The 18,315-nt window shown below is 70.9% G+C and carries 18 protein-coding genes; 10 read left to right on the forward strand and 8 right to left on the reverse strand.

What is annotated here, in order from left to right; translation table 11 throughout:
• Positions 1-174: 174 nt before the first annotated feature.
• From ACIPM1_RS22935 to ACIPM1_RS22945, 3 genes are all read left to right on the forward strand, one after another.
• Complete coding sequence (locus tag ACIPM1_RS22935; RefSeq protein ID WP_402437447.1) at positions 175-1,056, forward strand: DUF3558 domain-containing protein; 882 nt, start codon at positions 175-177, stop codon at positions 1,054-1,056.
• 120 nt (positions 1,057-1,176) lie between these two features.
• Positions 1,177-2,040: a DUF3558 domain-containing protein gene (locus ACIPM1_RS22940; RefSeq protein WP_402437449.1), complete on the forward strand. Its 864-nt coding sequence runs from the start codon at positions 1,177-1,179 to the stop codon at positions 2,038-2,040.
• A gap of 151 nt (positions 2,041-2,191) precedes the next feature.
• Entirely contained in the window at positions 2,192-3,568 is a 1,377-nt protein-coding gene (locus ACIPM1_RS22945; RefSeq protein WP_402437451.1) for a DUF2637 domain-containing protein, read from the forward strand.
• 68 nt (positions 3,569-3,636) lie between these two features.
• Here the strand turns inward: ACIPM1_RS22945 and lysS are convergent, their stop codons facing one another.
• Positions 3,637-5,379 carry a lysine--tRNA ligase gene (gene lysS, locus ACIPM1_RS22950; RefSeq protein ID WP_402437453.1) on the reverse strand — a complete coding sequence of 581 codons (1,743 nt, stop codon included), beginning with the start codon at positions 5,377-5,379 and terminating at the stop codon, positions 3,637-3,639.
• A 290-nt stretch (positions 5,380-5,669) separates the two neighbouring features.
• On the opposite strand from lysS, the gene argS reads away from it, so the two are divergent.
• The 4 genes from argS (at position 5,670) to ACIPM1_RS22970 (ending at position 9,858) form a co-directional block, all read left to right on the forward strand.
• Positions 5,670-7,433 (forward strand): arginine--tRNA ligase, encoded by a 1,764-nt coding sequence (gene argS / locus ACIPM1_RS22955; RefSeq protein ID WP_402437455.1) that lies wholly within the window; start codon positions 5,670-5,672, stop codon positions 7,431-7,433.
• Between the two features lie 350 nt (positions 7,434-7,783).
• Positions 7,784-8,296: a hypothetical protein gene (locus ACIPM1_RS22960; RefSeq protein WP_402437457.1), complete on the forward strand. Its 513-nt coding sequence runs from the start codon at positions 7,784-7,786 to the stop codon at positions 8,294-8,296.
• Between the two features lie 92 nt (positions 8,297-8,388).
• Positions 8,389-8,802 (forward strand): hypothetical protein, encoded by a 414-nt coding sequence (locus ACIPM1_RS22965; RefSeq protein WP_402437459.1) that lies wholly within the window; start codon positions 8,389-8,391, stop codon positions 8,800-8,802.
• A gap of 174 nt (positions 8,803-8,976) precedes the next feature.
• Positions 8,977-9,858, forward strand: a complete 882-nt coding sequence (locus tag ACIPM1_RS22970) for a DUF4253 domain-containing protein (protein ID WP_402437461.1) — start codon at positions 8,977-8,979, stop codon at positions 9,856-9,858.
• A gap of 87 nt (positions 9,859-9,945) precedes the next feature.
• Here ACIPM1_RS22970 and ACIPM1_RS22975 read toward each other — a convergent pair whose 3' ends face one another.
• The gene (locus ACIPM1_RS22975) at positions 9,946-10,848 is read right to left on the reverse strand and encodes an SAM-dependent methyltransferase (RefSeq protein ID WP_402437463.1); all 903 of its coding nucleotides are present in this window, start codon (positions 10,846-10,848) and stop codon (positions 9,946-9,948) included.
• Between the two features lie 163 nt (positions 10,849-11,011).
• Positions 11,012-12,004, reverse strand: a complete 993-nt coding sequence (gene hemB / locus ACIPM1_RS22980) for a porphobilinogen synthase (protein ID WP_402437465.1) — start codon at positions 12,002-12,004, stop codon at positions 11,012-11,014.
• A gap of 208 nt (positions 12,005-12,212) precedes the next feature.
• On the opposite strand from hemB, the gene ACIPM1_RS22985 reads away from it, so the two are divergent.
• Positions 12,213-13,205, forward strand: a complete 993-nt coding sequence (locus tag ACIPM1_RS22985) for a phospholipase D-like domain-containing protein (protein ID WP_402437467.1) — start codon at positions 12,213-12,215, stop codon at positions 13,203-13,205.
• Between the two features lie 46 nt (positions 13,206-13,251).
• On the opposite strand, the gene ACIPM1_RS22990 is transcribed toward ACIPM1_RS22985, so the two are convergent.
• The 5 genes from ACIPM1_RS22990 to ACIPM1_RS23010 all read right to left on the reverse strand — a co-directional run bounded on the left by ACIPM1_RS22990 (position 13,252) and on the right by ACIPM1_RS23010 (position 17,086).
• Positions 13,252-13,950: a hypothetical protein gene (locus tag ACIPM1_RS22990; protein ID WP_402437469.1), complete on the reverse strand. Its 699-nt coding sequence runs from the start codon at positions 13,948-13,950 to the stop codon at positions 13,252-13,254.
• A gap of 61 nt (positions 13,951-14,011) precedes the next feature.
• Positions 14,012-14,467, reverse strand: coding sequence for an ATP-binding protein (locus ACIPM1_RS22995; RefSeq protein ID WP_402437471.1), 456 nt, complete (start codon positions 14,465-14,467; stop codon positions 14,012-14,014).
• Between the two features lie 166 nt (positions 14,468-14,633).
• Positions 14,634-15,836 (reverse strand): ATP-grasp peptide maturase system methyltransferase, encoded by a 1,203-nt coding sequence (tgmC, locus tag ACIPM1_RS23000; protein WP_402437473.1) that lies wholly within the window; start codon positions 15,834-15,836, stop codon positions 14,634-14,636.
• Positions 15,833-16,816, reverse strand: a complete 984-nt coding sequence (tgmB, locus tag ACIPM1_RS23005) for an ATP-grasp ribosomal peptide maturase (RefSeq protein WP_402437474.1) — start codon at positions 16,814-16,816, stop codon at positions 15,833-15,835. The genes tgmC and tgmB overlap by 4 nt, the downstream gene beginning before the upstream one ends.
• Positions 16,817-16,819: 3 nt before the next feature.
• Positions 16,820-17,086, reverse strand: a complete 267-nt coding sequence (locus ACIPM1_RS23010; protein ID WP_402437476.1) for a putative ATP-grasp-modified RiPP — start codon at positions 17,084-17,086, stop codon at positions 16,820-16,822.
• Between the two features lie 203 nt (positions 17,087-17,289).
• On the opposite strand from ACIPM1_RS23010, the gene ACIPM1_RS23015 reads away from it, so the two are divergent.
• Together ACIPM1_RS23015 and ACIPM1_RS23020 are read left to right on the forward strand one after the other, a co-directional pair.
• Positions 17,290-18,123 (forward strand): helix-turn-helix transcriptional regulator, encoded by an 834-nt coding sequence (locus ACIPM1_RS23015; protein ID WP_402437478.1) that lies wholly within the window; start codon positions 17,290-17,292, stop codon positions 18,121-18,123.
• Complete coding sequence (locus ACIPM1_RS23020; protein ID WP_402437480.1) at positions 18,120-18,314, forward strand: DUF397 domain-containing protein; 195 nt, start codon at positions 18,120-18,122, stop codon at positions 18,312-18,314. Before ACIPM1_RS23015 ends, ACIPM1_RS23020 begins: the two co-directional genes overlap by 4 nt.
• Position 18,315 lies beyond the last annotated feature (1 nt).

Genomic DNA, 18,315 nt, shown 5'->3' on the forward strand with positions numbered 1-18,315 from the left:
CCTTGAATCGCAATACCGGCGCCAAGGTCGATGAAACAGGACTACGGACCGGCGTCCACGGCAGTGCGTGCGATACACATTGTCTCCAGGGGGCGCCCCCGCCCGGCAAGCGAATAAGCAGCGGGGACCGCCGAGACCACCCAGTGGACGGACATCGTCGAGAGGAGCCCGCCCGTGCTGCGGAAGGCGTACCTATCCGGGTCGGCCGCGCTTCTCGTGGCGCTGCTGGCCGGCTGCACCTCGGGCTCGCCGGGCAGCGCCAACACGGACGACGCCAACCAGGGTGACGCCGGGACGGCGACGGTGGCGGCCCAGCCGGGCAAGTACCGCACGCTGCCGGAGCCCTGCGGCGCGGTCGGCCACGGCACCCTCGACGCGATGCTGCCCGGCATCAAGCAGCTCACGGACCTGGACCAGCGCACCAAGGCGTACGAGGGCGAGGCCGCGCTCACCTACGACACCGACCGCAGGGTGGGCTGCCGCTGGAAGGTCGACGGCCCGGACGCCACCGACCATCTGTCGGTCGACTTCGAGCGGGTCGTCTCCTACGACAACAGCGTGAGCGACGACAGCCAGGCCCAGTCGGTCTTCGCGGCGAAGCAGGCGGCCGCCGACCTCCCCGAGCCCACCGCCACCACATCCGGCACCAGCACCGGCACCGGCACCGGCAGCCCGAGCAGCGGCACCGGCGCCGCCGGCGGCCCGCCCTCGTCCTCCGCCGCCCCGTCCTCGCCCGCCGCCTCCGCCCCGTCCTCCTCCCCCGCCTCCTCGTCCTCCGCGTCGGCGTCCCCTTCCGGCAGCGCCGCGTCGGCCGACCTCCAGCCCCGCGTCCTGAGCGACCTCGGCGACGAGGCGTTCCTCGACGACGCGCTCAGCAGCTCCGGCTCGACGGCGAAACAGCGGACGGTGACTGTGGTGTTCCGCACGTCCAACGTGGTGGTGACCATCGAGTACGAGGAGCAGCCGGCGACCGTCGGGATGGTCCCGGACAGCAAGGAAATGCAGGACAGGGCCCGGAAACTGGCGGCGCAACTGGCCGATTCACTCGGCGGCTGACCGCCGTTCCGCACGCCTTCACGCCCCGGCGCACCGCACGCGAACCGAGAACGCCCGGCTGTCTCACCGCGTACCGTGGCCCCTCGGAACCGATCCGACCGCAAGGAATCACCGAGCGTCATGAGTGAAGGAACCATGCAGCGAGCAGTGAAGCGTCTGAACCGTGCCGTCGTCTGCGCGGCCGCCGTCCCCGTGATGTTCCTGGCCGCGGCCTGCTCCTCCGGCTCCGGCTCCTCCGACGGGGCCGCGGAGACCCCGGCGGGGGACGCGAAGGGGTCCACGAGCGCGAGCGCCTCGCCGACGGTGCAGGCGGCCGCGTACGGCAAGCTCCCGGAGGCGTGCAAGGCCCTGTCGGGGAAGACACTGGGCGAACTGGTTCCGAAGGGTGCGAAATCGGGCAAGGGGGGCACGTCGAGCGACGTCTCCACGCGTGGCAGCTGCTCCTGGAACAGCCTGGACAACAACGGCGTGAAGGGTTCGCAGTTCCGCTGGCTGAATGTCTCCCTGCTGCGCTTCGAGTCCGACCCCTCGCGCGGCGCGGGCGACAAGCAGGCGGGAGCGTACTACCAGAAGCAGGTGCGTGACGCGGGGTCGGTGACGGGCGCGAAGAACAGCAAGTCGCAGCCGCTGTCCGGAACGGGCGACGAGGCGACGGCGATCCGCTACGACCTGAAGAAGAAGGAAGGCACCTTCAAGCAGCAGACGGTCGTGGCGCGGGTGGAGAACGTGGTCGTCACCCTCGACTACAACGGCGCGGGTCTGGCCGGGGACGGGGCGCCGGACGCCGCCGAACTGGCCAAGGACGCGGAGAAGGCGGCCCGGGAAGTGGTGGCCGCGGTGGCCGAAGCCAACGGCCACTCCGGTGCCTCGAAGCCGGGCAAGTCCCCGTCCGGCTCGGCGTCCGGGTCGCCCTCGAAGCAGGCGTCCCCGTCGGCCTCGAAGTCGCCCGCCAAGTCGGCGTCCCCGTCGGCCTCGAAGAACTGAGACGTCGCCCTCCGGGAACCGGGGGTCAGCGCGCGATGAACTGACAGGTCGGCAGGCGGACAGAGCCGAGCAATCGGATCCGGCCACCCGTTCCTCGTACGGATGTGCCACCCTGTTGCGCGCAACAACACGCAATGGGGAGGGAGTACGGGTGGCCGCGCCACTGCAGCTGACTCGGATGCACCGCGTTCTCATCGGCGTGGTCGTGACCGGTGCCGTGATCATCGCCGGGATCGGCTTCGCCGGTTCGTACGCGGCCGTCCGCGAACTCGCCTTCAAAAAGGGCTTCGGGAACTTCAGTTACGTCCTGCCGGTGGGCATCGACGCGGGCATCTGCGTCCTGCTCGCCCTCGATCTGCTCCTGACCTGGATCCGCATCCCCTTCCCGCTGCTGCGCCAGACCGCGTGGCTGCTGACGGCGGCGACGATCGCGTTCAACGGCGCCGCCGCGTGGCCCGACCCGCTGGGCGTCGGCATGCACGCGGTGATCCCCATCCTGTTCGTGGTCTCGGTGGAGGCGGCCCGCCACGCGATCGGGCGGATCGCCGACATCACCGCCGACAAGCACATGGAGGGCGTCCGGCTCACCCGCTGGCTGCTCTCCCCGGTCCCGACCTTCCTGCTGTGGCGCCGTATGAAGCTGTGGGAGCTGCGCTCCTACGAGCAGGTCATCAAGCTGGAGCAGGAGCGTCTGGTCTACCAGGCGCGGCTGCGCTCGCGCTTCGGCCGGGCCTGGCGCCGTAAGGCTCCGGTGGAGTCCCTGATGCCGCTGCGGCTGGCCCGCTACGGCGTTCCGCTGGCGGAGACGGCTCCGTCGGGCCTGGCGGCGGCGGGCATCGAGCCGGCGCTGATACCCCCGGCGCCGCGGCAGGAGCTCGACGCCGTGGCCGCGGACGCGCGCACGGCCGGTCCCGCGTCCGCGGCGCAGCGGCCGGCGCGGGCGGGCGAGTCGTCGCGCCCGGAGCTGTTCGCCCAGCAGCAGCCGCAGCAGCGGCAGCCCGCCGGCCCCGAGCCGGAGCCGGAGTACGCGCAGCAGCCGCCGGACGACCAGAGTCCCTGGTTCCAGACCCCGGCGGCGGTCGACTACCAGGGCGACTACGACCCCACGTACGACCCGGAGCGGTACGCCCAGTGGTACGCGGAGCAGCAGCAGGCCGAGCAGTACCAGGCCGACCAGTACCGGGCCGACCAGTACCAGGCCGCCGTCCGGTACGAGGACCCCTCCGCCCGGGAGTTCGCGGAGCCGGGCCCGGAGGAGACCGGCAGCTTCCCGATCCCGTCCGGCCCGAACCGCACCCGCCAGCTCGGTGAGGGCGGCGGCACCCCGCCCGTCGAGCCGGACGAGGAGGGGTACTACCAGGTGTTCAAGCAGTCGATCAACGGCAGCGGCTACCCGACGCCGCGCGAGTTCAGCGACAACGTCGAGGCGACGTACGGCGTGCCCGTCCTGGACGCCGAGGCCAAGAAGATGGTCATGCGCTTCCAGAACCGCCACACCGCGGAGCTGGAGGACGACCACATCGCGTAGACGACCACGCGGTACGACGAAGGGGGCTCCCGGTGTGCGCCGGGAGCCCCCTTCGTCGTGCAGCGGTGCTACTCGCCCAGCAGGGCCCGCACCCGCTCCTGGCCGACCGCCAGGAGCAGGGTGGGCAGCCGGGGGCCGGTGTCGCGGCCCACGAGCAGGTGGTAGAGGAGCGCGAAGAAGGTCCGCTGGGCGGTCTTGATCTCCGGGGGCAGCTCCTTGGGCGTCGCGTCGGCGGCGAACCCGGCCTGGACCTTGGGCACGCCGTAGACGAGGTGGGTCAGGCCGTCGAGGGACCAGTGCTCCTCCAGTCCGTCGAGCAGCAGGCGCAGCGACTGCTGGGCCTGCTCGTCGAGCGACTTCAGCAGCTCGGCGTCGGGCTCCTCGCGGACGATGGTGCGCTGGTCGGCGGGGACGTGGGTGTTGATCCACGCCTCGGCCCTGTCGTACCGGGGCCGGGCCTCGTCGAGCGAGGCGAGCGGGTCGGCCGGGTCCAGCTCGGACAGGATGCGCAGGGCCTGGTCCTGGTGGCCGGCGGTGATGTCGGCGACGGACGCCAGCGTGCGGTACGGCAGCGGGTGGGGCGTCTTCGGCAGGTCACCGGCGGCGGTGCCCACCGCGCGGGTGTACGCGGCGACGTCGGCCGGAAGCGCGGAGCCCTCGGCGACCTTGGCGGCGAGCTTGTCCCACTCGTCGTAGAGCCGCTGGATCTCCTGGTCGAAGGCGATCTTGAAGGACTGGTTCGGCCGGCGCCGGGCGTACAGCCAGCGCAGCAGCTGCGGCTCCATGATCTGCAGCGCGTCGGCCGGGGTGGGCACGCCACCGCGGGACGACGACATCTTCGCCATGCCGGAGATGCCGACGAAGGCGTACATGGGACCGATGGGCTGCTTGCCGCCGAAGATCCCGACGATCTGCCCGCCGACCTGGAAGGAGGACCCCGGGGACGAGTGGTCGACACCGCTCGGCTCGAAGATCACGCCCTCGTAGGCCCAGCGCATCGGCCAGTCGACCTTCCAGACCAGCTTGCCGCGGTTGAACTCGCTGAGCCGGACCGTCTCGGAGAAGCCGCACGCCGTGCAGCCGTACGTCAGCTCCGTCGACTCGTCGTCGTAGACGGTGACGGTGGTGAGGTCCTTCTCGCAGTTGCCGCAGTACGGCTTGTACGGGAAGTACCCGGCGGAGCCGGAGCTGCCGTCGTCCTCGGACGCGGCGCCCGAGCCCTCCTCGGCCTCCAGCTCGGCCTCGTCGACCGCCTTCTGCTGCTGCTTCTTGGCGGGGGCCTTCTTGGTCCGGTACTGGGCGAGGATCGCGTCGATGTCGCCGCGGTGCCGCATCGCGTGCAGGATCTGCTCGCGGTAGACGCCGGTGGTGTACTGCTCGGTCTGGCTGATGCCGTCGAACTCCACGCCCAGTTCGGCGAGCGAGGCGACCATGGCCGCCTTGAAGTGCTCCGCCCAGTTCGGGTGCGGCGAGCCCTTGGGGGCGGGGACCGAGGTCAGTGGCTTGCCGATGTGCTCGGCCCACGACTCGTCCACGCCGGCGACGCCGGCCGGCACCTTGCGGTACCGGTCGTAGTCGTCCCAGGAGATCAGGTGCCGTACCTGGTGCCCACGGCGGCGGATCTCGTCGGCGACGAGGTGCGGGGTCATGACCTCGCGCAGGTTCCCCAGGTGGATGGGCCCGGACGGCGACAGCCCGGACGCGACGACGACCGGTTTGCCCGGGGCCCGACGCTCCGACTCCTCGATGACCTCATCCGCGAAACGGGAGACCCAGTCGGTGGTCTCGGTGCTCTGAGCCACGATCGGCACGTCCTCTTTCTGAAGAGTTCTCTGGAGGTTTCTCCGCGAGCAGCCGGTACGGTCGCACGGCTGACCGCTCCATTGTCCCAGGCGGGACCACTTCCACGAAAACGCCTTTTCGGGGCCGTGCCGCGCCCGCCCCCGTCGTGTCGCCGCGTCCGCCGCCGTGCCGCCGCGCCCACCCCGTGGGACGGGTGGGAGAGGCCCGGCGTTCACCCGCCGACCGGAAAATTCGCTTTACCCCGCATGGGATACTGGCCGGGTCTATCCATTCGTCGAGGAGAACGGCACCCACTCCTATGGCCTCGGTCACGTCCCTCACCGCCTCCGTCCACCAGCACCTCGCGTCCGCCCTCTCGGCCACCCTGCCGGAGGCCGCCGGCGCGGACCCGCTGCTGCGACGAAGCGACCGGGCTGACTTCCAGGCCAACGGCATCCTGGCGCTGGCGAAGAGGACCAAGGCGAACCCCCGGGAGCTGGCCACGCAGGTCGTCTCCCAGGTGACCACGGGTGACCTGATCGAGGACATCGAGGTCTCCGGGCCGGGCTTCCTCAACATCACGGTCGCCGACCGGGCGATCACCGGGAACCTCGCCGCGCGCGCCGCCGACCCCGAGGGCCGGCTGGGCGTGCCGTACGCGGAGCACCCCGGCACGACGGTCATCGACTACGCCCAGCCGAACGTGGCGAAGGAGATGCACGTCGGCCACCTGCGGTCCGCCGTGATCGGCGACTCGGTGACCCGGCTCCTGGAGTTCACCGGGGAGAACGTGGTCCGCCGGCACCACATCGGCGACTGGGGCACCCAGTTCGGCATGCTCATCCAGTACCTGGACGAGCACCCGCACGAGCTGGACCACAAGGCCGCCGAGATCAGCGGCGAGGAGGCGATGTCGAACCTCGACCGCCTCTACAAGGCGGCGCGCAGGCTCTTCGACTCCGACGAGGAGTTCAAGACGCGGGCGCGGCGCCGGGTGGTGGACCTCCAGGCCGGGGACCCGCACACGCTCGCCATGTGGCAGAAGTTCGTCGACGAGTCGAAGATCTACTTCTTCTCCGTCTTCGAGAAGCTGGACATGGAGATCCAGGACACGGACATCGTCGGCGAGTCCGGTTACAACGACATGCTGACCGAGACCTGCCGCCTTCTGGAGGAGTCCGGCGTCGCGGTCCGCTCCGAGGGCGCGCTGTGCGTCTTCTTCGACGACATCAAGGGCGCGGACGGCCGGCCGGTCCCGCTGATCGTGCAGAAGTCCGACGGCGGCTTCGGCTACGCGGCCACCGACCTGTCCGCGATCCGCGACCGCGTCTTCAACCTGAAGGCGGACACGCTGCTCTACGTCGTGGACGCCCGCCAGGCCCTGCACTTCCGGATGGTCTTCGAGACCGCGCGCCGGGCCGGCTGGCTGAACGACGGCGTGAAGGCGCTCCACCTCGCCTTCGGCACGGTCCTCGGCAAGGACGGCAAGCCGTTCAAGACGCGTGAGGGCGAGACGGTCAAGCTGGTCGATCTGCTCGACGAGGCGATCGACCGGGCGTCGGCCGTGGTGCGGGAGAAGGCCCAGGACCTGTCCGAGGAGGAGATCGCCGAGCGGGGTGCCCAGGTGGGCATCGGCGCGGTGAAGTACGCGGACCTGTCGACGTCGGCGAACCGGGACTACAAGTTCGACCTGGACCAGATGGTCTCGCTGAACGGCGACACGTCCGTCTACCTCCAGTACGCGTACGCCCGTATCCAGTCGATCCTCCGCAAGGCCGGGGAGGTCCGTCCGGCGGCCCACCCGGAGCTGGAGCTGACGGAGGCGGAGCGGGCGCTGGGCCTGCACGCCGACGCCTTCGCGGAGACGGTCGCGGAGGCGGCCGCGGAGTACGCCCCGCACAAGCTGGCCGCGTACCTGTACCAGTTGGCGTCGCTGTACACGACGTTCTACGACAAGTGCCCGGTGCTGAAGGCCGAGACGCCGGAGCAGGTGCGGAACCGCCTGTTCCTGTGCGACGTCACGGCCCGCACCCTGCACCAGGGCATGGCCCTGCTGGGCATCAGGACACCCGAGCGGCTCTGACCGGCTCGCTCCGCCGGAAGGCCCCGGCCTGTTGATCACAACAGGCCGGGGCCTTCCTCGTGCTCGGGTCTTCCTCGTGCGGGGGCCCTCCTCGGCGACCCGGCGACGGTGAGTTCGTCACCCGCTTGGGGGAGGGTACGGGCATATCTCCGGGGCAAGGGGGCGGCCTTGGCCCCCTTGGCGAACAGGTGGGTCGGCTCCCCCGCGCCCCCGCGACGGCCTTGGACCTGAGGCGCAAGATCGAAATGCGACCGGCCCCGCCCCCCTCCACGATGACGGTGAAGGGCGGAGCGGCCGGCCGCTGAAGGCCGAGCACTCCGCCGAGTCATGCGCCACGGAAAGAGGAAAACATGACGGCAACGACGGAGACCCCCACGCGGGAGAAGACAGAGGTCGGCGCGGAAGAGGTCGGAGAGGAAACCGGCATCGGCCCCATCCTGCTGGCGGCCATGCTGGCCCGTCGTGAGGAGCGCGGGGAAGAGTCGATCGTCGAGCACCCGCTCCTCCTCGCCGCGCTCATGCGCGGCCGCGAGGAGCGCGGCGAAGCGCTGATCCAGCACCCTCTCCTCCTCGCCTCGCTGATGCGCCGCCGCGAGGAGCGCGAAGAGCCGGGGATCGAGCACCCCCTCCTCCTCGCCATGCTGATGCGCCGCCGCCGCGAAGAGCGCGGGGAGGAATCGATCATCGAGCACCCCCTCCTCCTCGCCGCGCTGATGCGCCGCCGCCGCGAAGAGCGCGGGGAGGAATCGATCATCGAGCACCCCCTCCTCCTCGCCGCGCTGATGCGCCGCCGCCGCGAGGAGCGCGGGGGCGAGCCCCTGGTCGAGCACCCGCTGCTCCTCGCCGCGCTGATGCGCCGCTAGGACATGGCAACACCCTGCCCTCCGAAGGCGGCGAGCGTCGCCTTCGGAGGGCAGGCCCCGTACGGCAACCGAGGAATCGAAGGAACCACACAATGGCAGCTGAGTCCGGCGGAGAATCGGAACGGGATCCCCTGGAGACCTTCATCGACGAGGTCTTCGAGGAAATGGTGCGCGAGGCCGGAGGCCCGCACGGCACCACCGGTATGAGGTACGGAAGGGACCCGATGGCGGCCGCCCTGGTGGAAGCGGCCATGGCGTCACTGTCCCAACCGCCGTCCTCCCGGTCCTCGGAACTGGAGAGGGTGCTGTTCGCGCAGACCCTCGCGAAGGCACTGGCCGAGTCCCTCGCCCCCGCCCTGGCGGAGTCTCTGGCCTCGGAGATCATGAAGGTCCTGACCCACCACGGAGTCCCGCACACCGGCGGGACGCATCAGTCCGTCGGTGCGACGGGTCCGACGGGCCGCAACCGCCGGGGCTCCGGCGGAGCCCCCCAGAGCAGCTCCTGAGCCCGGGGCGGACGGCGGAGGTGCGAGCCGGTTGCGGATGAGCGTCTCGCGCGGACGTCCGCCTTCCGGCTCGCACGCCTCCCGCTGAACCCCAGGCGGGCGGCCGTGCCCACGGAGGGGCAACCGCTCCCCTGCCGAGGCCGGTTGTCAGTGGCCGCCCCTACAGTCACCGGCATGGCGACTCTTCCGAACCCGCTGCCCAAGCTGGCGTCCGACCCGAGCGGGCGTTCCCTCGGACTGCAACTCCCGCCCGGTGTCCTGCTCGACACGACGTACGACGGCCCGGCGGACGAACCGCTGCTGTGGCACGCGGGCCGGGACGCGTCGCCCGGCAACTGGGCGGCGCTCGGCGCTCCGGCGGCGCGCGTGGGCCTGCTGCCGCTCCTCGTGGACGTGGGGAGCACCCAGGGCGGGTTGGAGCACTGGCACCTGCGGCCCCGTCAGACGTCGTATCCGGGGGACCACGACGCCGAGGAGGTACTGGCCTCCTACTGGGACGAGTACGCGGCGTACGAGGCCGGCGCCGGTGAGGACCACCCCGGCCGGGACAAGGTCGTGGAGCTGTTCGGTGAGCCGGCGACGTACGAGGAGAAGGCCGCCCCCTTCGGCCCGGACTGGCCCGGCCTCGCCCCCGCCGCCGTGCTCGCCGCCGACCCCGACGTCAGGGCCGCCGACGTCGCCGACGCGCTCAGCGACGGCCGCGGCGACTGGTTCAAGCAGCCCCGTCTGGCCCTGGTCCCGGCCCGTCGCTCCGCCGACATCCCCGCCGCGATCGGCTGGAGCGGCCCGGTCAACCACGAGAACGACGTGGCCCGGCTGTGCGCGGTGCTCCGCTCCTGGGAGGACCGCTTCGGGATACGGGTCGTGGCGCTCGGCTTCGACATCCTCGTCGTCTCCGTGGCGGCCCCGCCGACCACCCTCGCGGAGGCGGAGGCGGTGGCGGCGGAGCACTTCGCGTTCTGCCCGGACAACGTCGCCCAGGGCGCGGCGGAGACCCTGCGCGCCTATGCCGAGGAGCTGGTCGGGGAGCGGGTGTGGTCGTTCTGGTGGGACTGACCGCTGACCGCTTGACCGCGGCTCCGGCCGGGCGGGGCGAGCGCCGGCCGACCGGAGCCGGGCGGGGCGGGTCCGGGGTTCCCGCCGTCAGGGCTTGGCGCCCAGCGCCGCGTACACGTTGATGTCGGCGTCGGTCGCGTCGTCGATGTCGCGGTAGCGGACCTTGTCGATGTCGTCGAGGGTCGCGAGGTACGTCGCGTCCGGCTGCTCCGGGACGGGGGCCGCGTGGTCGGGGCGCCAGCGGTGGGCGGGGACGACGCCGGGGTCGGCGAGGTCGAGGGCGTTGTCCGTGAAGAAGCGCTCCACCTCCGCCTTCGAGCGCAGCACGAAGGTGAAGCCGCGCTCGGTGTAGGTGCGTTGGACGGCGCGGACGTTCTCCGGGTTGAGGTCCTCGGTGAGGTGGCTGACGACCAGACGGCTGCCGGAGGGCAGGGCGTCGAGCAGCTCGCGCACGATGGCGTGCGCCTCCGCGTCCTCGACGAAGTGCAGCACGGCGACCAGGCAGAGGGCGATCGGCCGGTCGAAGTCGAGGAGCCCGGCGGCCTCTTGGAGGATGCGTGCCGGGTCCGTCAGGTCGGCGTCGAGGTAGTCGGTACGGCCCTCGGGGCCGCTGGTGAGCAGGGCGCGGGCGTGGGCGAGGACGACGGGGTCGTTGTCGACGTAGACCACCCGGGAGTCCGGGTGGATCCGCTGGGCGATCTGGTGGACGTTCTCGGCCGTGGGCAGACCGGTGCCGATGTCGAGGAACTGCCGGATGCCGTCGCCGGCCGCCAGTTCGGTCACGGCGCGGCGCAGGAAGTCGCGGTTGTGTCGTACGTCGAGATAGCCGCGCGGGTTGGCGGCGAGCGCGGCGGCGGCCGCCCGGCGGTCGACGGGGTAGTGGTCCTTGCCGCCGAGGAAGACGTCGTACACCCGGGCCGGATGCGCCTTCGTGGTGTCGATTCTTCTTTGGAGCGCGACGGGATCCTGGCTGAGAGCGTCACCGGACATGGGGGTCTCCTGGTGAGGTGGTCAGTCTCTTCAACGAGCAACTACTAGTCAACCACCCAAGTTCCGGGGGGACTTGATGCTTTCCACACCCCGGTGACCCACATTCGCGCGCGAGCCCCGGCGGCCACCGCCGGACGACGGTGGCCGCCGGGGCGGCGGGGGCTCAGCGCAGCTTCCGCGCGGCCTCCGTCGCCCAGTAGGTGAGGATGGTGCGCGCGCCGGCCCGCTTGATGCCGGTCAGGGTCTCCAGGATCGCCCGGTCGCGGTCGAGCCAGCCCTTCTCGGCGGCGGCCTCGATCATCGAGTACTCGCCGGAGATCTGGTAGGCGGCGACGGGCACGTCCACGGCGTCGGCGACGCGGGCCACGATGTCCAGGTAGGGCCCGGCCGGCTTGACCATGACCATGTCCGCGCCCTCCTCCAGGTCGAGCGCCAGCTCCCGCAGCGACTCGCGCAGGTTCGCCGGGTCCTGCTGGTAGGTCTTCCGGTCGCCCTGCAGCGAGGAACCGACCGCCTCGCGGAAGGGCCCGTAGAAGGCGGAGGAGTACTTGGCGGTGTAGGCGAGGATGGCGACGTCCTCACGCCCGATCTGGTCGAGCGCGTCCCGGACGACGCCGATCTGGCCGTCCATCATCCCGCTGGGCCCGACGACGTGGGCGCCCGCGTCGGCCTGCACCTGCGCCATCTCGGCGTACCGCTCGAGGGTGGCGTCGTTGTCGACCCGCCCCTCGGTGTCGAGGACGCCGCAGTGCCCGTGGTCGGTGAACTCGTCCAGGCACAGGTCGGACATGACGAGCAGGTCGTCCCCCACCTCGGCGCGCACGTCCCGCAGGGCGACCTGGAGGATCCCGTCCGGATCGGTCCCGCACGTCCCGGCCGCGTCCTTCTTCGCGTCCTCCGGCACCCCGAAGAGCATGATCCCGGAGACCCCGGCCTCGACGGCCTCCGCGGCCGCCTTCTTCAGGCTGTCCCGCGTGTGCTGCACGACCCCGGGCATCGCCGAGATCGGCACCGGCTCGCTCACGCCCTCCCTGATGAACGCCGGGAGGATGAAGTCGGCGGGGTGCAGTCGTGTCTCGGCGACCATTCGCCGCATGACGGGCGAGGTCCGCAGCCGACGAGGACGCGTACCGGGAAAGGATCCGTACTTCGTCATACCTCTAAGCTACGCCCGTCACTCCCGTGCCTTTGCCGACGCCCTGTCGGCCGCACGAGAGGCCCCAAGCCCGGCATAGCGGTACGCCGATACCAAGTCTTTGCGCTCCCCTGGCCGTCCCTGGAGCCGCAGGCCTCCCCAGCGTTCTACGCGCGTGGTGTCATGCACGCGCCACTAGCACTTCCCCTCCTCCCTACAGGAGTCACGCATGCTGTGGAAGGTCCTCGGCCGGGCGGGCGTCGCCCTGGCCGCCGGCGCCGCGATCATCGCCACCGCCGTCCCCGCGAACGCCGCGAGCTACTCCGCGTTCGCCTTCTCCCAGAGCGGCAGCCAGCCCACCATCTACGACTTCATCAACTCGGCCACCAGCAAGCTCGACATGACCATGTACGAGCTGGAGGACACGACGGCCGTCAACGACCTCATAGCCCTGAAGAACAAGGGCGTCACCGTCCGCGTCATCCTGGACAGACAGCACCAGAGCGCCAACAACTCGGCGTACACGTCCCTGACGAACGCGGGGATAGGCGTCGTCTGGTCCTCCTCCGCCTTCGTCTACACCCACCAGAAGACGATCACGGTGGACGGCGTGAAATCCCTGGTCATGACGGGGAACCTGACCTCCCAGTACTACACGACCAGCAGGGACTACGGCGTGTTCACCGACGACACCCGCGACGTCGCCTCCATCGAGAAGGTCTTCGACGCCGACTACACGGCCACCTCGATCACCCCCACCGACGGCGACCACCTCCTGTGGTCCCCGACCGACTCCCGCAACCGCCTGGTCTCCTTCGTCAACGCCGCCACCAAGACCCTCGACGTGGAGGAACTGGAGTTCAGCGACAGCACGGTGGTCAACGCCATCGTGGCCCGCGCGAAGGCCGGCGTGAAGGTGCGGGTCGTTCTGGAGAACCCCTCCAACTACGCCAGCGAGGTCTCCGCCGTCAAAGCCGCCGGCGGCACCGTCGTCGGCTACTCCGACCCCAACGGCTTCTACATCCACGCCAAGGCCATGGTCGGCGACTACGGCCTGGCGACCCAGGAGGTCGAGGCGGGCTCGATGAACATCAGCAGCAACTCGCTCAGCAACAACCGGGAACTGGGCATCATCCTCACCGGCACGGGCGTGGCCCAGCCGGTGGCACAGACGGTCGAAACGACGTTCAACGGTGACTACGCGGGCGGCACGGCGGCGTAACCGAAGCGCGGCGGGCGGGTGCCGACCCGGCACCCGCCCCTCACGCTCAGCGCCGGCCGAACCCAGCGAGCACCCGATCGACGATCTCCTTGCGGTCGTTGGCCCGGAACAGCCCGGACCGGAACTCCTCCAGGCGGCGGACCACACTGAGCGGCACCTGCTCCGCCGCCATGTCGTCCACGCACCGGCCGACCGCCTGAAGCCCCCAGTACTGGCTGAAGGGAAGCGGCTCGCCGGTCACCGCTACCACCAGCGCCTCCAGCGCCTCCGGCTCGGGCATCGCGTACAGGCGCGCGTAGGCCGCCAGACGCAGGCCGGCGTTCTCGGAACCGAGCCACTCACCGGCGTCGAAGACCCGCACCCGCTGCGTCGCGCGCACCATGCGGGTGAAGACCTGGTCCATCCGGTGGTTCCGCGCCGGGCCGCTGCGCTGCTGCAGCCGTACGTTCACGTACTCGGCGGCCAGTTCCCGGACGGCTCCCATGGCGGCGGTGTCGTCCACGCCCCCGCCCTCGGGACCGTCACCGACGAGCGCCGCGTTCGCGGTCCGCTGGACGGCCTCGATCCTGCGCTCGATGTCCCGGAACTCGATCCTCCCGATACCCGGCACCTCGATGCTGCGGAACAGTTCCCCGAGCCACGGCACGACGGCCACCACGAGCAGCATCACCGTCACACCGTCGATCCGCAGGTCCGGCGCCGGCACGTGCACGACGGCGAGTCCCGTACCGACGCACGTCAACACCACGGCACCTGCACGACGCCGTAACCAGTGAGCCCCACCCACGCGCCGTTCGCGATCTCCCTCACCCATGCGGGTCAGCATCGCAGACAGCGACGGCGGGGAGATCCAGTTCCGCCCACACCGTCTTGCAGGGAACCGGCCCGCACTGCACGCCCCAGCGGTCCGACAGTTCCTCGACGAGCAGCAGCCCGTACCCCGACTCGGCGGGCGTGCCGACGGTCGCCCGAGGGCTGACGGGCAGTCGGTCACCTCGCGTGTCCGCCAACTCGATGCGGAGTACGGCGGACCGGAACACGGAGAGGGTGAGGCGGAAGCTGCGGCCGGGGACGCGGCCGTGCAGTGCGGCGTTCGCCGCCAGTTCGGAAACGATCAACCGGGCGGGGTCCAACGGCATCCCCCAGGCTTTCAGTTGCTCGGTGGCGAGCAGGCGGGCAAGACGGGCGCCTCGACGAGTGGCGGACAACGGCACGGAGAACTGGTGCAGCGGGGTGCTCGGTGCGGCGATTTCCTGGTTCACATCACTCAGCGTGTTCGCGTACGCCTATTCCGTGAAGACAATGACCCCGTGCGACCGGTGGCTGTCCGTAGCGGGTCCGGTTCCGTCCGGGCTGTACGGGGTGACCTGGCGCGGGCGTTCGGGTAGGCCCCGGGGAGGGCGCCGCGAGCGGCGGGGTCTGGACCCGTCAGGGCGACGGCAGCGACAGACAGGGCAGCCGCGGGTGCCGCAGATGCTGTCCGTCTTCGTGGACGCACAGGGTGAAGGTCTCCGGTCCCGGCCCTCCGGCCGCGTCGTAGGCGTCGAGAACCCGCTCGACGCCTTCCCACAGCCTCACCGGCCCACCCTCCCGCACCTCCCGGCCACCGTCGCCGTCCGGGGTCAGCGTGGCGGCCGACCCGCTCACCACGTCGACCAGGTGCACGACATCGCCGACGGTGACCAGTTGCGCGTCGCGTACGGCGCTCTGCGCGAGAAAGCGCAGGTGGAAGGCCTCCTCGGTGGCGGCAGTGATCCGCTCAGGGGCATGTCGAGCGGCCCGCGGCTCCCCCGTCAGCTCAGCGGCCCAGTGGGCGGGGTTGCCGAAGGCCGGCGCCGCGTGTGTACGCGCCGACATGAAGGAGACCGTACCGCCCAGCAGGCGGCCCTCGGCGGTGCCGTCCTCGGCGACTGTGAGCAGCACACGGGCGCACCCGTAGAGCCAGCCCGAGAGCGTCAGCAGAATCTTTCCGCCCGGCCGGGTCTGGGCGACCAGGGCCGGCGGCACGGCCCGGAAGGAGCAGGCGGACACGATCCGGTCGAACGGGGCCTCGGGCCAGTACCCGTACAGTCCGTCCGCGACCGCGAGCGTCGGCGTGTAACCACAGGCGTGCAGCGCACTCGCGGCCTGTTCGAGCCGGCGCCCGTCCACCTCGATGCTCGTGACGCCGCCGGAACCGAGACGTTCGCAGGCCAGCGCGGTCGAGTAGCCCGTCCCCGTGCCGATCTCCAGCACGGTGTGCCCCTCCCGGACATCGGCGTCGGCCCACATCCGCAGCACGAGCGACGGCAGGGTGGAGGACGAGGTCGGGGCACCACCGTGGCGCTCGGCCGGGACCTTCCAGTCGGGTTCGTTACCGTCGAACTGGGTGATGAGCGTGGTGTCGGAGTACGCGGCCGCCAGCCAACGCCCGTAATCGAGCGCGGCAGTGACGGGCTGCCATACGGTCAGCCCCCGCCCGCCCCGTTCGCCGCCGGGCAGGTAGAAGCCGGGCACGAACCGGTGCCGGGGCACCGTCTCCACCGGCGCACGCCAGGCCGGATCGTCCAGGAACCCGCGTGCGGTGAGGTCCTCCGCCATCGCCCCGCGCAGCCGCGCGGCGTCGGCCTCGGGGTCGAGGGGCATCGTCATGGCCTGCCCTTTCCTTCCGTTTCCATGGTCAGGACGTCGGCGAACGCCTCGGTGATGGCCGGGGCGTCGGGAAGCCAGCCCCACTGTCCGTTCGGGTTGCACTCGATCGCGGTCCAGTGTTCCGGGTCGTCACCGTCGCCGGTGAGCGCGAAGTCGAAACAGCCGAAGACCAGGCCGAACGAAGCCAGATAGGCGTGCAGCGCCGCCTCGCGCGGCGGCACGGTGATGGAGGCGTGGAGCAGGGCATCCCAGTCGCCCCGGCGCCAGTCCAGCGCGCCGTCCGGTGCGGCGACCTGCTGGGCGAACACACGGCGGCCGATCACGGTCACCCGCACGTCACCGGTCTTGGGGATCTCGGCCTGGAAGAGGTGCGCGGTCACGGCGAGCGTCTCGTCGAAGGTCTGCGGGTCCAACCGCTGGGTCCAGATCGCCCCGGTGTGCCCGTCGTCGGCGGCGGGGAGGCCGCGGAACGTCTTGCAGACGACGGGGCCGTGCTCGGCGGCGGACTCCTGCGCGGCCCTCACGTCGTTGGTGATCAGCGTCGGAGGGATCTTCAGGCCGAGTCGGGCGAACTTGCGGAGCTGGGCGGGCTTGAAATCCGCACGAGCCACGGCGGCCGGGTGGTTGACGTACAGGGCACCGGGCAGGTCGTTCAGGACGCCGCCGAGCCCGTGCCTCGCCTCGGTGGCGGCGAAGTCCCCCTGCTGCCGGGGCAGGTGCGCGAACCGGGCGCCGTACGGAGTGGGGCGGCGGTGGTAGACCGCCGCCACCTCCCCCGGTTCCACCTCCCGGCTCGCCGTACGCAACCGCCCGCTCCACACCGGACGGCCCCCGTCGATACGGAAGCCGAACGTCAGGGCGGCCCCGATGTCGGCGGGATCGACGCGCACGACAGGCACCCCACGCTCGTTCAGCGCGCTGACGACCCAGTCCGCGGTGACGTCCTCCAGCGCGGTGACGACCAGGACGGTGGAGGCCATCGGTCAGTCCGACTCGTAGTCGGTGGTGCTGTCGTCCTGCGTCTGGGGCTGCGGACCGTTCCCGTCACCGCCCCCGGACACGGAGGCCGTGCTGGTCGTCTTAGACGTCCCGTGCTTGCCCATCTCGACCGGCCGCCCGGCGGTGTCGGTGTAGCGGGCGGTCTGCGTGACGGGGTCGAGCGTCACCGCCGCGTACGGCGGCAACCCGGCCGGAAGCCGGTCAGTGACCAGGCGCATCGCCCAGGGGGCCTCGGGTGCGATCGGCGTCATGCGACATCCCTTCTCTGCGGTGGGGGCGTTCTCCATTCCCGTCACACACTGTGTCCACTCGCGAGCACTTAGCGAAGGCGGAGGGCTCGTACGGCCGGTGGCTGTACGTGCGGGGTCCGGTTCTGTCCGGGCTGCCCGGGGTGACCGGACGCGGGCGCAGGGAGTTGGTCCGGGGAAGGGCGCGCGGCAGGAGGGCGGCGGACGTGAGCGAGTGGGAAGCGGGGCCGGACGACGACGAGGCCGGGGCCGTGATGCGGACCGTCGTACGGCAACTGAAGCTGTGGCGGGAGGCGGCCGGCCTCACCCAGGCCGAGTTCGGGGCGGCCATCGGGTACGGGGAGGAGCTGGTGTCCTCGGTGGAGAGGGGGCGACGGATTCCCCGACCGGAGTATCTGGACGCGGCGGATGAGGTTTTGGGCGCGGGCGGGAAGATCGCGGCGCTCAAGCAGGACGTGGCGGAGGTCCGGTACCCGAAGAAGGTGCGGGATCTGAAGAGGCTGGAGGCGGAAGCGGTCGAGCTGTGCGCCTACAACAACTCCGTCATCCATGGGTTGTTGCAGACCATGGAGTACGCCAAAGCCGTCTTCAGCGCTCGTCGGCCGCCGTTCACCGGGGACGAGATGGAGCAGCGGGTAGCCGCTCGCGTCGCCCGTCAGGAGATCGTCGACGCTGCGAATGCCCGACCTGTCTTCAGCTTTGTCCAGTGCGAGTCGACGCTGCGCCGCCCCATCGGAGGCAAGATGGTCATGCGCGCTCAACTCGAACGGCTGCTGGAGGTCGCCGAGTTCCTCAACGTCGACCTCCAAGTGCTCCCGCTGGGACGCGTGGAGAACTCCGGCCTCGCCGGTTCGTTCAGGTTGCTCAGGCTCAAGGACGGCACCACGGTCGGGCACGTCGAAGTGCAGCACATCAGCCGTGTGATCTCCGACCCGAAAGAGGTGCAACTCCTCGACATGCGTTATGGAATCATCCGGGCGCAGGCTCTCAGCCCACGGGAGTCGACGGCCCTCATCGAGAACGTGCTGGGAGAGACATGACCCTCAAGTCCCACGACGCGGAGTGGATAAAGAGCAGCTACAGCACGGACGAAGGCCCCGACTGCGTCGAAGTGGCAACCCCGGACGAGACCCACATCCTCGTCCGCGACTCCAAGAACCCGACCGGCCCCCGCCTCACCTTCACCCCCGCCGCCTGGGCGACCTTCCTGCCGTACGCCTGCGGGCGGTGAA

This window comes from Streptomyces sp. NPDC086766 (assembly GCF_044746005.1).
Classification (GTDB): Bacteria; Actinomycetota; Actinomycetes; order Streptomycetales; family Streptomycetaceae; genus Streptomyces.